Raw genomic sequence first — 13,996 nt, forward strand, 5'->3', positions numbered from 1 at the left:
CTCTTCATCTCCTACGCCTCCACCAGCGCACGAGCAGGATCGCCACCGCACCGAGTAGCGCCAATCCGAGACTGACCACCGGAACCTGCCGGGACGGCTCGGGCACCGGCGTGGGCTCGGTGCGCTTGAGGGCGGTGAACCGGGCGCTGTGCTCCTCGGTGGGGGTGGGCCCCTCGGTGGGAGTGGGCTCGGACCGAACCGGCTCCTTCACGACTGGCTCGGGCGCAACAGGTTTCGGCGCCGCAGGCGGCGCGGGCGGAGGTGCAGGTGCCACCGCTTGAGCGGGTGTCGACTTGGGTGGCGCGGTGTTACCCGGTTTGTCGGGACCCTTCTTCGTCGGTGGCTTCCGAGGCGCCGACTTCGCCGCGGCAGACTTGGCGGCAGGCACCGAGTCTGTCGTGGGTGCGGCCTTCTTCCCGGGTGCCTTCTTGGCGGCTACCTTCTTCACCGGAGCCTTCTCCGCAGGTGCCTTCTTTGCCGCCGCCTTCTTCACGGGAGCCTTCTTTGCGGGGGCCTTCTTCGCCGGCGCGGCTTTTTTCGCCGGAGCAGTTTTCTTGGCGGCCGCCTTCTTCGCAGGTGCCTTCTTTGCCGGTGGAGTCCCGGGCCCGTCAGGAGAAGGCTGATCGGCAAGGGAGTTCGGATCCGGGTCGGCCATGGAAGATTGCGCTCCTTCGCTTTCGGCTGCGTCCTCGTCAATCATGCCCGGTACCGACCGAGTCGGCTCAATTGGGTGCGGTGGTTCCCAAGCCGGCGGCGAGGCCGATCACCAGCGCCATGAGCATGACTTCGGTGATGGCGCGCCGCAGGGACACCTCTTCGCCGATGCGGTGCGCGCGTGCCGCGGGCAACCAGGTGGTGCGCTGACGAAAGGCAACGATGATCAGCATCGCAAGACCTGCGGACTTGGCCAGCAGGATGCGGCCATAGCCGGTACCCGTCAGCTCACCGAGCGAATCGAGTTCGAGAAACGCCGCCACCACGCCGGTGACGAACAGGACGAGAACGCACCACTGGGCGTATCCGGAGAACAGTGGCAGGCTCGTCGCCCAGCCCTTGCGGCCTCGAACGGTCAGCGCCAGCGCTGCCAGTGCGCCGCACCACCAACCCGCAGAGAGGACGTGGACGGCGACCAGCACCGGCCCGCCGGTCTGCTGACCGAGGTGACCGGTGACGGGTCCGATCAGCAGTCCGAGAGCGGTCACTGCGGCAGCGGCCTCGGGAACCGCCATCGTCGGCCGGAACATCCAGACCACCGCGAACACCGCCACCAGCAGCGCGCATCCGGTGCCGATCAGGGCCGGCGTCGCCCCGCTCACCCGCACGAAGTCCGACAATCCGACGGCTCCGGGGGAGCGCCCGGTCCGCTCGGCGACCCCGAGCCAGGCGGCGACCAGCGCGGCCACGAACCAGACGCCGGCCAGGATCGCGGTCAACTGCAGCGCCCGCGGTTCGGTGGGTTCTCCACCGAGCACCCGCAGGCTGGTCAACCCCAGCACGGTGATGGCCGCGCAGATGGCCACCGCGCTTGCCGCGGCATCCATCTCGGGACCGGCCGGGCGGGCGATCACCCAGCACAACCCGACTCCGAGCCAGGCCGCGGGCACGGCACCGATCAACCATTCACGACGCGTCGTGCCCGCAGCCCGCACGGTCTACTTCCTGCGCTGCAGGCGGAGTGCGACGGCCAGACCGCCTCCGAACACGACCACCGCGACCACGATGAACGGCCACACCGGGATGCCCGAGGACGAGGATTCGTCGTCGTCATCGACGGAGGCGCCGGGAGTGCCTTGGCCAGCGGTGGTGAGGGTGAACGTCAGCTGACCCTCGACCGGATGTCCGTCCGCCGAGGTCACCCGATAGTTGATCAGGTACTCGCCCGCAGGCCCGAGCTCGCGCAACTGCGTGCTGACGCTACGGCCCGTGACGGTCGGTTCGCCGTCCTGCCAGTAGTTACGATCGGGCCCCACCACGGTCAACGCCGGAAAGCTCTCTTGCAGTGGCTCGTTGAACGTGAGCGTCACCGTCGGAGGTCCGGCACTGACGGACGCCCCGTTCGCGGGGTCGGAGCTGACGAGCGCCGAGTGTGCCGATGCCGTCGGAGCGAACGCGAACGTCGTCAGCAGTGCTATTGCGATCGCGCCGATGGTCAGCGCCAACCGCCTCACGAGCGCTTGCGGGCCAGTGCGCCGACCGCCACGCCGATGCCCAAGGCGCCCAATACGATTCCGGTACCGGCGAGCCAACGCGCGGTGTTGTCGGTGTTCGATTCGGACGATTCGGCGCTGCTCTGGGTGTCCTCCTCGTGGGTTGCGGTGTCGGCGCCGTGCCCATCGGCGGTCTTGGCCCCCAGCGTCACGGTCGGAGCAGGCTTGTCCGGCTCGGGCTGGCCTTCCACCGTCGGCTGATCCCACGCCACCACTTCACCGTCGGAGTACGTCTGCACCGTCGGTAGTGTCACCGTCGCCTGCTCGGGCAGCGGTCCGCCGGAGAGCCGGAATTGAACGAACTCACCGGGATTGATGCCTGGGTTCCCGGGGGCGGCCGTCCAGGTCACGGAGGTCGCCTCCTCGCTGGCCGGATCCTTGGTGATCTCGGCGGTCCAGCCCGGCATCGGTTCGGTACGAGCGGATTTGAGATTCGGCAATGTCACCGCCACCTTGGTGGTGCTCGCGGTGTCCGACTCGTTGGGGACCCGGAACGTGATGACGCCGTAGCCGCCCTGCGTGAGGTCGTCGCCGGCCGCGGTGACGTGTGCCGCCGCGACGCCGGCGCCGAGCAGGCTCAGACCGCCGACCACGGTGGCGGCGGCGAGTGACGCACCGAGGACACGGGCGCGTCGTGAAAATGAAGACATGGTTGTTCCTGACTTGATATCGCAGTGATGCCACCCGCGCACGAGAGGCGGGTGGTGGGGGAGGAGGAGGCGATCAGGCCGCCGGCGGACCCCGGAGTCCGACACCGCCGGGTGCGAGGACACCGACGAGGGGTCGCCGCTGCGGAGCTGTCGTCACCACGAATCGGGTGAGGTCGGTGATCGGGCCGGCGACCAGGAACCGCAGGGTCCGAATGACCGAGGTGATCACGGAGTAGAGCCTGCCCGACCCGGCGATCAACAATGCGCAGACCGGGATGGCGACGAGGTGGGTCGTAGCCATGGCCGACGTCGTCGACGAATGCGCGTGGGCCATCGGATCCGCGGTCAGGGACAGGACGGTATGACCCGCCAACTGGGCGCCGGTGAGCAACGCGACGAAGGCCACCATCGAACTGAGCCGGTGTGCCAGGGCACCCGCGGCGACGCCTATCACCACGAGCAATACGAGCCCGGCCGAACCGGGCAGATGGCCGGACGCCACACCGTGGGCGGCAACCGCCAACGCCGGTGCGGTGAAAGTGACGGCCAGAGGTTTCAGGGACGGACTCCCAGCCGGGCCAGGAGATCGGCGTCGATGGCGGCCAGTTCACGACTGATCGCGGCGTGCGCGCTGCGCCGGCGCGCGGCGGGCATGTGCTCGGCTGCCGCGACCGCGGTCGACAGATCCGACAGCCGCTGCCCCATGATCGTGGTGAACGTCTTGGTCTCGGCGTCCGAATGCTTGGCGGTGAGGGTGTGCAGCGACTCGGTCGCGCCCGAGATCCGTGCGGACAGGGCCGCGCCGTGGCCGCTGTACCGGCCCAGTTCTGCGACCGGAACACCGGCGCGGTCGGCCTGGACGCGGCTGATCTGTTCGCGGGCCGCCGTGCTCGCGCGGTAGGCGATGGGGACGAGAACCGGGGACAACACCTTCGCGACCTGCAGGTATCGCTTGACTCGGGCGGTGGAGAGCAACTTGCCGTCGGCAACGGCCTTGGCGTTGGCCTGCGCGATCTTGAGGTTGTTCTCGTTGGTCTTCGACAGGACCTTTGCAGCGTTCTTGTCCAGCTGGGCCTGAGCCTTGAACGACTTCTTCGCGAGTTTGCGCTGCTGCTTGCGCTCGGCTTTGGCGTCCTTGCGGCCGGACTTGTCCTCGAGCCGGGCCTCCAGTTTGGCCTTGGCCTTGAGAGCTTTCGCCTGCGCTTTGCGCTGGGCTCGGCTTGTGCGACCGGAACTGAACAGACCCATGCGGTGCGACCCTCTCGCTTGTTTCGACCAGCCCCGCCTGCGGCGGTGTGCGAATTGTCGTGCAGTTGCGGTACAAGCATTACATAGCGTGCTCATCGGAGTTGTAGGCCCGAGCGCTCAAGACGGAGGATGGTGTCGATGGCAACACGATCATCGGTGCCATCTGGCCCGACACACACTCTGCTGACGCCTCGTGACCTGAGCGGTTGCGAGCATCGTCTTGCGCTGGACTCGAGTTTTCCCGCCGCGGTGGCCGTCCCCGACGACGCCGGGGTGGCCATGCGCAAAGAAGCGGCGGCCGACCACCGGAGCCGGGTCCGGGACATGCTCCACGCGCTGCATTCCGACGAACTCGCGGGGTGGGCCGACGCGTCCGCCGGTGGGCGCGCCTACCGGGTGCAGCAGACGATGGCGGCCATCGCTGCCGGCGCGCGCTGGATCTGGGGCGCCACCCTGCCCGACGACGTCGAGGGTGGTCGCCGCGGCTGGGCGGAGTTGCTGATCCGGGTGGACGACACCCGGGGTGCCGAGGCGCACGAGGGTGCGGCGTACATGCCGGTGATCGTCGTCAACCACAAGGCGTCTGACCCCGGTTCGGGTGCCATCACCAGTCCGGTGTGGGCGTGGCAGCCGATGATCGACGAGACCCGCAAGGTGCGCGGGAACTCCCGGGACACCACGCGGCTGGCGCAGCTCTATCGGATGCTGCAGACGCTCGGTGTCGCGGGAGTCGGGCTGCTGCCCGCCGGGCCGGCAGGAGGCGTCATCGGCCTCGACATCGACTGCATGGTGGTCCTTGACCTCACGGATGCCCTGATCCGTTATGACGCCCTGCTGATCAGACGGCAGGGGATCGCGGCCGGTGACGTGCCCACGGCGCCGTCGCGGATCGGCGAGTGCCGCAGCTGCGCCTGGTGGTCGAAGTGTGGCCCCGAGCTCGAGGCGGCCAGAGACGTCAGCCTCGTCGTCAACGGAAATCTGACCCAGTTGCTCGCTACAGTCGGTGTACGGACCATCGACCAGCTGGCCGGATACGAAGGACCGGCGCCAGAAGGCTGGCCTGGCGCACTCGACGACGCGATCCTCATGGCGCGCGCCCGCCTGGCCGACGTGTCGTTGATCCGTCGGATGCCCGAGGTTGCAGTCGTGCGCGCCGACGTCGAGATCGATGTCGACATGGAGAGCTACCAGGACGACGGGGCCTATCTGTGGGGCACCCTGCTCACCGACAACACCGACCCGTTGCGACCCGTGATCTATCGCCCGTTCGTCACCTGGACGCCGTTGCCGACCCGCGACGAGGCCCGCTCGTTCGCCGAGTTCTGGACGTGGCTGATCGGCGAACGGGACCGCAGTGTGGCGGCAGGAAAGACTTTTGCGGCCTACTGCTATTCACAACAGGCCGAGAACCGGTGGTTGCTCGGCTCGGCGGACCGGTTCGCCGGTGAGCCCGGGGTCCCGACCCGCGACGAGGTGCTCACGTTCATCAATTCACCTCAGTGGGTGGACATCTACGAGGCCGTCAGCTGCAACTTCCTCAGCCCGCAGGGAAAAGGTCTCAAGAAGGTCGCACCCCACGCAGGTTTCCACTGGCGCGACGACGAAGCCGGGGGTGAGGCGTCGATGCAGTGGTACCGACGCGCGGTGGGACTGGACGGTGATCAGATCGATCACACCCAGCGAGCTCGATTGCTCGAGTACAACGAAGACGACGTCCAGGCCACGAAGGCCTTGCGTGAGTGGATGAGCGAAGGCGCCGCCGAACAGGTCCCGTTGGGCACCGATCTGCCCGGTCCCACGGCGACCTGATCTGCACTGTCAGCCGCGGAGGGATCCGCGCAGGGATTCGAGGAACGAGCCGCTGCCGAGCAGTGCCAGTGCGCCGAGGGCGAGCAACCCGGCCGGGGCCAGGTCGCGTGCCGTGTCCGCGCCGGAACACCCGCCCGCCGAGTCCGTTCCGAGTAGACAACTGGCCGAGACGGGGACCAGGGCTCCCGCGTCTGTGGCGACCGGCGGCTGAGGCGGACTCGCAGGCGTCGCGGCGGGGTTCTGTGGAGCCTGGGGCGCCGGCGGCAGTGCGGGCGACGCGGTGATCTCGGGGACCTCGACAGTCGGCACCGGGATGATGGCGCCGCCGCTTCCGCCGGTACCCGTCCCCCCTCCACCTCCCCCCGCGAGGCCGGGGGCCTGCTCGGGAGCGGATTGCATGGGGGACTGTGGCTGCGGCTTCCCGTTGGAAGGCTTCTTGGTCGACACGGTGCCGGGTAAACGTGTTCCGGTGGACTTGGCTGTCGGGGTCGACGTGGTGCGCGTCTGGCGGGTGCCGTCCGAGCCACCTCCGATGATCGGTGGGACGTTGGCCGACGTTGTCGAAGTCGTGGTGGTCGTTCCGCCGGTGGTTGACGTGCTGGTGGTGGTTGACGTGCTGGTGGTGGTCGTCGACTCGGTGGTCGTCGTTTCTGTCGGGGTCTCACTCGGACCGTTGCAGTGATGGTGGTGATTACCGGGATGACAGCGCGCCTCGGCGGGAGACGAGGTGGTCAAGACGAGTGCGGCGCCTCCGGCGACCAGGGCTGCTGCCGCCAGGGCTGCCGACCACCGCAGGACATGCCCCCGCGGCGCACGGTGCTTCGACATCGAACCTCCATGGGATGAACGGCGCGTGACTCTTGAAATTTCGTGCTGTTCACGGTTTATTCAGGTGGGCCCGGTCAGCGTCGACTCGGAGTCCGAGAGTCATTCGCATGCCATCGCGGGCAGCTTGCACCGCCGTGGCAGCAATATTTCGATAAGCTACCATATGGCAAACACGACGTGCGGAGTAGTGAATTTCTTACTTCTAGCTGGTCGCTGCGCGGCGATCGGCCCTCATTGGGAGGCACACCTGAGATGCGCGTGGAGCGTGGAATGTCTGACATTGTGAACCCGGTGGATCCCGACACCACCTTCGATCCGGGCCTGTTCGCACGGCGTCTCGAAGAGCTGTTCCGCACCGTTCCCGGCCCGAATGGGCGTGCATACAGCGCCAAAGCGATCGCGAATCGGTCAACCGAGCTGGGATTCCGCCTCGGTGAGTCGTATTTGAGCCAGCTCCGGTCAGGTAAGGCGAAGTCGCCGTCGTTCCGGACTGTCGAAGGCATCTCCGCGGCGTTCGGCGTCGACGTGCACTACTTTCTCGAGGACCGGGCGGCGCAGCGCACCCGCGACCAGATCGATCTGATGCGACTGCAGGCCGACACCAGCGTTCAGCTGGCCGCCTTCCGGTTGGCCGGACTGTCCAGCGACTCGGTCACCGTCGTGAACGAACTCATCAAGGTCCTGCGGGTCCAGCAGGGCCTTCCCGCGGATCCCCCAGATCTTCTCAAGTCGTCAGAGCCCGAGCTCGGCCACGGCCATTCCGGTCTGCGAGTGGTGGAAAGGCGAGAAGCAGCCGACTAGCACGTCAGGAACCGAAGGATGGTTTGATGCGATCCGAACGAATCCTGCGGGCACTGTGTCGTCGCGAACTCGCCGACCTGGACCTCGATCTGCCTCTTGACGCCGAACAGTTGTGTGCCCGATATGGGGACAGGCGTGGCCGGGCGATCAAGATCCTGGCGCACCCGCTGCCGGCAGGTACCCCCAACGGCGTCTGGTTGATGGCCGGCGACGCCGATTATTTTTTCTACCAGGCGAACACCACAAAACTGCATCGCGATCAGATCATCATCCACGAGTTCGGGCACCTCATCGCGGGGCACCAGATCCTGGGCACTCCGGGGGCGTTGCTGACCGCCGACGCGCCGGACGAGGCCGGTACCTCTGAGGCATTGAGCCGGACGTGTTACTCGGATGAGCGGGAGTGGGAGGCCGAGATGTTGGCGACGATCATTCGCGAATGGGCGGCCACAGCAGCGCAGGGCGTCGGTCAATCGGCCAAACACGACGGGCTGCGGGGGATTCAGAGCATTCTTGGAGGACATTCCGGATGGTTATAGGCCACCGATGGTGATAGCAACCGTCAATGCAGTTGCGCTCGCGCTGTTCGCGATCGCACTGTGTTGGCGCATAGACCAGATACGACGAGAGGGCGCGGGACTCCAGCCGGCGGCCATGACCGTCGCCATCTCCGCGATGACCCTTGCGTTCGTGAGTATCAACCCGCACGTGCGGGAATGGCTGGATTCGACCTTGTTCACCGGGGCGGCCCGGGTGATCTTCTACTGTCTGCTCGCATTCGGGGTCGCGGCGCTGGTCGTCGTGTTCTTTTTCGGGTCTGCCGAGGAGCAACGTCAGCGGCGAGCCGGGATGGAAGCGGTGCCGCTCGTCATCGCGATGGTCGGGCTGAACGTGGCGATGCTGGTCACCCCGACCCCGGTACGCACCGAGAACGTCTCCGAATGGACGGTGCAGCACTTCGGATTTGCGCTCTTCTTCGTGATCGCCGGGTGTTACCTCGTCTACGGCCTCGGCGCGTGCGTGCTCTCCATCCGGCGATATGTCGGATTGGCGGACGGCTATCTCCGACATTGCCTGATGGTCCTGCTGACCGGTCTCTTACTTGTCGGGCTGGGGTCGCTGGTACAGACCGCGTTCGTGGTGCTGTCGGGGCTGAGTCTGGCCACCGTCCCTGTCCTGCTGAAGATCTCAGCGGTGATCTCGTCGGTCGGGGCGGTTCTCTTCCTGGCCGGGATCTGCTACCCGATGCTGCGGGCCCGCTGGATCAAGGTGCGATACAACCTCCGCCACCGCCGGGACCACGCGGACCTCGAGCCACTGTGGTCTCTGACCACGTCGGCACTGCCGGAGGTGGTGTTACCACTTCGCGCGGGTACCGATGTCGACGGATCGATCAATTTGCTCTACCAGCGTCGGGTCGTCGAGATCCGGGATGCGCTGTTGCAACTCAGTCCGTTGCTGCCGGACGACTTCGGCCATCTGACCGAGCGGGATCAGGTCTTCTACCTGCGTGACGCCGTTGAGGTATATCGCGAGGCCGGCGGCTCGTCCGGTGCTGTCCGGCAGGTGCTCGTCGGTACAGGTGATGATCTGGACGCCGAAGCCGCACCCCTACTACGTATTTCGCGTTCGTTGGCCGACCAGCCGATCACCCGGGGACGCAACCGGACCGGCTGACCGCGAACTACCTGGCGCGGCGTCCGGCCGCGCGGACCATCTCGCCGACCGTGGTGAACTTGACCCGTGGACGCTCGACTTCTGCCCCGGCGCGCCGCTCGGCGCGGTCGATGGCTCGTACGCCCCGATAGCCGATGACGGTGCGCTTACGCTTGCGCAGCAGGGTCTCGAAGTCCGACGGCGAGCGGTGTGATCGTGAGATCGACCCGGCGGCAGCATCTTTCAGGAACAGCTCGACCGTGTTCTCGGCGCACACCTTGTTTGCGCCGATACCGCCGCGTGGTCCACGCCGGGCCCAGCCGGCCACGTACGCACCGGGCACAACTGTGCCGTCAGCGCCGACGATCCGGCCGTCCACGTTGGGGAACACCCCGCGGCCCTCATCGAACGGAAGGCCGGCGATCGCGGTCGAGCGGTAGCCGATGGACCGGACGACGAGGTCGGCGGCGATCTCGTGCCGGCGCTCACCCGTGATGACCCGGAGTCCCTCGACATGGTCGTCTCCGACGATGGCCTCAGGCGTGGTGTGGAAGAGGAAGACGATGCGGCGCCGGGTCGGGTCCGCCGGGGCCCCGAGGTCAACAGCGGTGCGCGGATCGTCGTGGACGATCACCTCGACGCCGGGGATCGACGACAGCGCACGGTATTCCGCCGAGGAGTACGCGGCACCGGCCTGATCTTTGCGGCCCACCACGATCACCTCGCGGACATTCTGTTCCCGCAGGACGGCCAAGGCGCGGTCCGCGATGTCCGTGGTCGCCAGTATCTCCGGTGGCGACACCAGGATGCGCGCGACGTCGAGTGCGACGTTCCCGGTGCCGATGACCACCACCCGACCGGACCGGTCGGTGGCGGATATCGGGATCTCGCTCAAGTCGGGTGCAGAGTTGTACCAGGCCACGAGGTCGGTCGCCGACGTCGAGCCGGGGAGATCTTCACCCGGAATCCCCAGGCGGCGTGAGTCACTCGCGCCGACAGCGTAGATGACACCGTCGAAGTGTTCGCCGAGTTCGGCAGGCGTGATCTGGCCGGCGGCCACGTCGTCGCCGATCTCGACGTTGGTCGCCATCGTGACCCGGGGGTCCCGGTAGAGCAGATCGAAACCCTGGAGCACCTTCTTGGTGCCGGGGTGATCGGGGGCGACGCCGGCCCGCACCAGGCCGCCTGGGGTGGGAAGCTTGTCGATCACGGTCACCTGCGCGGAGCTGCGGTCGAGCAGGGTGCGCAGGGCATATCCACCCGAGGGACCGGTGCCCACCAGCGCAACGCGAAGTCCGGCAGGGACTTTCGGGATGACCGGGTAGGTGATCGGGGTCCAGCCGGATGTGACGTCGGAGTTGTCGCGGTAGTACGAGGCGTTGATCTCGATGAAGACCTTGTCCCGGGTGCCGAGCTTGTCCGCGGGATAGATGGCGTCCACGGGACAGGCGTCGGCGCATGCGCCGCAGTCGATGCAGGCCTCGGGGTCGATGTGCAGGATGTCGGAGCTGCCGAACCCGCGCTCCTCCGGTGTCGGGTGGATGCAGTTGACCGGGCAGACCGAGACGCATGCTGCGTCGCTGCAGCAGGTTTGGGTGATGACGAACATCAGAGCATGTTGACTTTCCGGTAGACCCGCGCGGCGGGCTTGGTGAGAAGCCCGACCTCGTCGAGGAAGCTCATCAGGTGTGCGCAGCTGCTCCGGACCATCGACTTGAAGTGCTCGTTCTCTCGGCGAGCGGCGACTGCGCGCTGGGCGTCCAGTCCGGCATCGGAGTAGGCCTGTGGCCGGATCATGCTCGTGAAGATGAACGCCGCGCCCACGGAGATGACGAAGGCGCTCCACTGGCGGCGCGCCCATCCGACACTCTTCATCGAATCCCGGACCTCTTCCCGGGCGAACTTCATGTGCCGTGATTCTTCGAGGACATGGATCTCGTTGACGGTGCGGATGAAGGGGAGTACCTGTTCGTCGCGCATGCAGCCGCGCTGGAAGACATCCAGGATCTCTTCGGCGACCAGGATGCCGCTGTAGGCGACCTCGGCACGCGCGGTACGCATGAACACCTTGCCGAGCCGGCCGACGAACTTCGAAGGGTGGTAAGACTTTCCGACCATCTTCTGCGACGCCTTCGCGAACATGATGGAGTGGCGGCACTCGTCGGCGACCTCGGTCAGCGCGAATTGGAACTCGGGGCTGTGGTAATCACCGAGGTACTGATCGCGAATCACCATCTCTTGCAGGATCATCTCGAACCAGATGCCGATGTTCATGATGGACGCGAACTCGTGCCGGGTCAGCGCAACTCGCTGCTCCTCGGTCATCTCGTCCCAGTAGTCCGTGCCGTACAGCGACGACCATTCCGGGCTGCACCCGTACTTGGCGGGGTCCATCGGCTGGTCCCAGTCGATCTCGGTCATGGCGTTGCGCGACAACCGCGCCGACGACGCCAACAGACGCTTGGACACCTCGTCGGCACCCTGATCGCGCAGGCTGACGACGTTGTCTCCGTGATCGCGTATGGACGATGTGTTCGCAGCTGTGGTCACCATGGGGAGTCCCTTTCACCCGAGTCCGACAATGCTCATTGATATAACAATAGATGTTGTCACGATGAGCCGAGGTGGTCAAGGGGTGACCGGAGACGAGAAAGCCGGGCTCGAGGTGAGCCCGGCTTTCCTCTGAGTTCCGAAGGAACTGGTCAGTGCGGTGCGATCACACGCTGAGGAATCGAAGGATCAGCGCCGCAAGTGCAACCACGGTCAGGAACGCGGCCGGACCCACACCCGCCACGTCCTTGACGCGCAGGTGCGCGATGACCGCCCCGACGAAGTACAGGATCACGCCGATTGCTGCCGCGACGCCGATCGGCCACCAGAACAGGCCGATCACCAGGCCGATCGCGCCGGCGATCTCGAGATAGGCGAGCACCGGAATCCGCTGCGCCGGAACTCCCACGGTGCTCATCGATTCGATGACAGCGGGCATCTTGGTCAGTTTGCCGACGGCAGAGACCGTCAGCGCCACAGCAAGAAAGATCGAAACAATGAGTGTCGCGATGAACATGGTGTTGTGATCGCATTCTGTAGGCGTACGACAAAGCCGGACTCGAGTGAGTCCGGCCTTGTCGTCAGGGTGGAGAGATTTTAACGCGGCGCCATGCGCAGCGCACCGTCCATACGGACCGTCTCACCGTTGATGTAGTCGTGATCGACCAGGAACGCGGCCAGCTTCGCGTAGTCGGCCGGCTCGCCCAGGCGCTGAGGGAACGGGATCCCCGCCTCGAGGGTCTTCTTGAACTCAGGGGTGATGCCGTCGAGCATCGGGGTGTTGATGGTGCCCGGCGCGATGGTGTTGACGCGGACGCCGACCTGCGCGAGGTCGCGGGCCGCGGTGATCGTCATGGCGTGCACGCCGCCCTTGGAGGCGGTGTAGGCGATCTGACCGATCTGCCCTTCGAACGCGGCCACCGAGGCGGTGTTGATGATGATGCCGCGCTGGTTGTTCTCGTCGACCGCGTCCTGCTTCTGCATGCGGTTGGCGGCCAAGCGCATGACGTTGAACGTGCCGACCAGGTTGATCTCGATGATCTTCTTGAACAGGTCGAGTTCGTGCGGGCCCTTCTTGGTCAGGATACGGCTGGCCCAGCCCACTCCGGCGCAGTTGACCGCGACCCGCAGCGGGGCGCCGGACTCTGCAATGGTGTCCAGTGCTGCCTCGACGTCGGCTTCGCTGGTCACGTCTGCGGCGATCAGCGTGACGCCTTCGGTCGCGCCGGCCTTGTCGATCGACGGCTGCAGATCCAGCCCGAAGACGACCGCGCCCGCGTCTGCGAACCACTTGGCGGTGGCCGCTCCCAGACCTGATGCGCCGCCTGTGACCAATACTGCTGAACCTGAGATCTCCACTGGTGTTGCCGTCCCTTCTACAAGTGTCCGCGGGTTGTCGACCCCGCTGTGAACACCCTAGTCAGCGGCTGTGGTGAGCGATCGCTCGGCTGGGGCCTGTTCGTCGGCGATGCGCCCGCGCTCCGCGCGTTCGGCTTCCAGGCGGGCGTGCTCGCGGTGACTGCGGACGTACCAGGTACCCCCGCTGACAATGATCGCGATCGCGGTGATGGTGAATATGGTGACGACGAAGTTGTTCGCGGTCACGAGCCCCTCGGCCGTCAGCCAGACGGCGAAGACGAAGAACAGCACAGCTGCTCCGTAGGCGATGGCCTTCTCCGGGAGACGACGACCCAGCAGGGCGCCCACGGCGATGGCGAGACCATCTGCAGCCACCATGCCGATGGTCGACCCGATCCACACGCCTGCCCAGTTGTGGTCCGTGGCCAGGGTGATGGTGGCGAGCATTGTCTTGTCGCCGAGTTCGGCGAGGAAGAACGACCCGACCACCGCGAGCAGGATCGATTTGCTGACCCGTTCGGCCTTCACCGATTCGTCGTCATCGAGGGAATCGCCGCGCAGCGTCCAGAATCCGAAGACCAACATCGCCAGCCCGCCGACGATGGACATCAGGTCGCCGGGGATCGACAGGCCGAGGAAATGGCCGAGGCCGACGGAAACCGCATGCACCGCAGTCGTGGCGATGGTGATGCCGAGGACAACGACCCACCACCGGTAGCGGAGGGCGAACGTCATCGCCATCAGCTGAGACTTGTCGCCGAGTTCGGCAACGAAGATCACGCCGAAGCTGACCAGGAATGCGGTAATCACACGACCAACGTAAGCCTGCGTGTTCCGTTGCCGCAACAGCTTGCGCACCCGTATTTACGCAGGTGGGAGGCCCTTTCT

The 13,996-nt window shown here is 66.3% G+C and carries 16 protein-coding genes; 4 read left to right on the top strand and 12 right to left on the bottom strand.

Annotation, left to right across the window (positions count from 1 at the left end; translation table 11 throughout):
* Positions 1-4: 4 nt before the first annotated feature.
* From BFL43_RS28905 to BFL43_RS10455, 6 genes are all read right to left on the bottom strand, one after another.
* Positions 5-655, bottom strand: a complete 651-nt coding sequence (locus BFL43_RS28905; RefSeq protein ID WP_084892535.1) for a hypothetical protein — start codon at positions 653-655, stop codon at positions 5-7.
* Between the two features lie 67 nt (positions 656-722).
* On the bottom strand, positions 723-1,649 hold the full coding sequence (locus tag BFL43_RS10435; protein ID WP_084892482.1) for a CopD family protein: 927 nt from the start codon (positions 1,647-1,649) through the stop codon (positions 723-725).
* Between the two features lie 3 nt (positions 1,650-1,652).
* The gene (locus BFL43_RS10440; protein ID WP_084892483.1) at positions 1,653-2,168 is read right to left on the bottom strand and encodes a copper resistance CopC family protein; all 516 of its coding nucleotides are present in this window, start codon (positions 2,166-2,168) and stop codon (positions 1,653-1,655) included.
* On the bottom strand, positions 2,165-2,857 hold the full coding sequence (locus BFL43_RS10445) for a YcnI family protein (protein WP_084892484.1): 693 nt from the start codon (positions 2,855-2,857) through the stop codon (positions 2,165-2,167). The genes BFL43_RS10440 and BFL43_RS10445 overlap by 4 nt, the downstream gene beginning before the upstream one ends.
* Positions 2,858-2,930: 73 nt before the next feature.
* A complete protein-coding gene (locus BFL43_RS10450) occupies positions 2,931-3,380 on the bottom strand; it encodes a DUF2946 domain-containing protein (RefSeq protein WP_143695243.1) in 450 nt (149 codons plus the stop codon).
* Between the two features lie 32 nt (positions 3,381-3,412).
* A complete protein-coding gene (locus tag BFL43_RS10455; protein ID WP_084892486.1) occupies positions 3,413-4,105 on the bottom strand; it encodes a DUF6474 family protein in 693 nt (230 codons plus the stop codon).
* Between the two features lie 138 nt (positions 4,106-4,243).
* Between BFL43_RS10455 and BFL43_RS10460 the strand changes: the two genes are divergently transcribed.
* A complete protein-coding gene (locus BFL43_RS10460) occupies positions 4,244-5,914 on the top strand; it encodes a TM0106 family RecB-like putative nuclease (RefSeq protein WP_084892536.1) in 1,671 nt (556 codons plus the stop codon).
* A gap of 9 nt (positions 5,915-5,923) precedes the next feature.
* On the opposite strand, the gene BFL43_RS28910 is transcribed toward BFL43_RS10460, so the two are convergent.
* On the bottom strand, positions 5,924-6,742 hold the full coding sequence (locus BFL43_RS28910; RefSeq protein ID WP_168176600.1) for a hypothetical protein: 819 nt from the start codon (positions 6,740-6,742) through the stop codon (positions 5,924-5,926).
* 270 nt (positions 6,743-7,012) lie between these two features.
* Here BFL43_RS28910 and BFL43_RS10475 point away from each other — a divergent pair, with 270 nt between their 5' ends.
* Genes BFL43_RS10475 through BFL43_RS10485 form a run of 3 tightly spaced genes read left to right on the top strand, consistent with a single transcriptional unit; the run spans position 7,013 to position 9,220 of the window.
* Positions 7,013-7,543, top strand: coding sequence for a helix-turn-helix transcriptional regulator (locus BFL43_RS10475; protein ID WP_143695245.1), 531 nt, complete (start codon positions 7,013-7,015; stop codon positions 7,541-7,543).
* Between the two features lie 26 nt (positions 7,544-7,569).
* On the top strand, positions 7,570-8,082 hold the full coding sequence (locus BFL43_RS10480) for a hypothetical protein (RefSeq protein ID WP_206186650.1): 513 nt from the start codon (positions 7,570-7,572) through the stop codon (positions 8,080-8,082).
* 7 nt (positions 8,083-8,089) lie between these two features.
* Entirely contained in the window at positions 8,090-9,220 is a 1,131-nt protein-coding gene (locus tag BFL43_RS10485; RefSeq protein ID WP_084892491.1) for an MAB_1171c family putative transporter, read from the top strand.
* A gap of 7 nt (positions 9,221-9,227) precedes the next feature.
* On the opposite strand, the gene BFL43_RS10490 is transcribed toward BFL43_RS10485, so the two are convergent.
* From BFL43_RS10490 to BFL43_RS10510, 5 genes are all read right to left on the bottom strand, one after another.
* Positions 9,228-10,808 (bottom strand): FAD-dependent oxidoreductase, encoded by a 1,581-nt coding sequence (locus BFL43_RS10490; RefSeq protein WP_084892492.1) that lies wholly within the window; start codon positions 10,806-10,808, stop codon positions 9,228-9,230.
* A complete protein-coding gene (locus tag BFL43_RS10495; protein ID WP_084892493.1) occupies positions 10,808-11,752 on the bottom strand; it encodes a diiron oxygenase in 945 nt (314 codons plus the stop codon). Before BFL43_RS10495 ends, BFL43_RS10490 begins: the two co-directional genes overlap by 1 nt.
* A 163-nt stretch (positions 11,753-11,915) precedes the next feature.
* Entirely contained in the window at positions 11,916-12,266 is a 351-nt protein-coding gene (locus BFL43_RS10500) for a DoxX family protein (RefSeq protein ID WP_084892494.1), read from the bottom strand.
* A gap of 80 nt (positions 12,267-12,346) precedes the next feature.
* The gene (locus tag BFL43_RS10505) at positions 12,347-13,108 is read right to left on the bottom strand and encodes an SDR family oxidoreductase (protein ID WP_084892495.1); all 762 of its coding nucleotides are present in this window, start codon (positions 13,106-13,108) and stop codon (positions 12,347-12,349) included.
* Positions 13,109-13,165: 57 nt separating this feature from the next.
* Positions 13,166-13,918, bottom strand: a complete 753-nt coding sequence (locus tag BFL43_RS10510) for a TMEM165/GDT1 family protein (RefSeq protein ID WP_084892537.1) — start codon at positions 13,916-13,918, stop codon at positions 13,166-13,168.
* Between the last annotated feature and the right edge of the window lie 78 nt (positions 13,919-13,996).

The organism is Williamsia sp. 1135, assembly GCF_002095395.1.
GTDB lineage: Bacteria > Actinomycetota > Actinomycetes > Mycobacteriales > Mycobacteriaceae > Williamsia.

What these genes read in the sequence shown, in the direction of transcription:
- BFL43_RS10475 (WP_143695245.1), top strand. Translation starts at nt 7,013, where the DNA reads ATGTCTGACATTGTGAACCCGGTGGATCCCGACACCACCTTCGATCCG.
- BFL43_RS10500 (WP_084892494.1), bottom strand. Translation starts at nt 12,266, where the DNA reads ATGTTCATCGCGACACTCATTGTTTCGATCTTTCTTGCTGTGGCGCTG.
- BFL43_RS10455 (WP_084892486.1), bottom strand. Translation starts at nt 4,105, where the DNA reads ATGGGTCTGTTCAGTTCCGGTCGCACAAGCCGAGCCCAGCGCAAAGCG.
- BFL43_RS10460 (WP_084892536.1), top strand. Translation starts at nt 4,244, where the DNA reads ATGGCAACACGATCATCGGTGCCATCTGGCCCGACACACACTCTGCTG.
- BFL43_RS28910 (WP_168176600.1), bottom strand. Translation starts at nt 6,742, where the DNA reads ATGTCGAAGCACCGTGCGCCGCGGGGGCATGTCCTGCGGTGGTCGGCA.
- BFL43_RS10490 (WP_084892492.1), bottom strand. Translation starts at nt 10,808, where the DNA reads ATGTTCGTCATCACCCAAACCTGCTGCAGCGACGCAGCATGCGTCTCG.
- BFL43_RS10495 (WP_084892493.1), bottom strand. Translation starts at nt 11,752, where the DNA reads ATGGTGACCACAGCTGCGAACACATCGTCCATACGCGATCACGGAGAC.
- BFL43_RS10485 (WP_084892491.1), top strand. Translation starts at nt 8,090, where the DNA reads ATGGTGATAGCAACCGTCAATGCAGTTGCGCTCGCGCTGTTCGCGATC.
- BFL43_RS10480 (WP_206186650.1), top strand. Translation starts at nt 7,570, where the DNA reads ATGCGATCCGAACGAATCCTGCGGGCACTGTGTCGTCGCGAACTCGCC.
- BFL43_RS10445 (WP_084892484.1), bottom strand. Translation starts at nt 2,857, where the DNA reads ATGTCTTCATTTTCACGACGCGCCCGTGTCCTCGGTGCGTCACTCGCC.
- BFL43_RS28905 (WP_084892535.1), bottom strand. Translation starts at nt 655, where the DNA reads ATGGCCGACCCGGATCCGAACTCCCTTGCCGATCAGCCTTCTCCTGAC.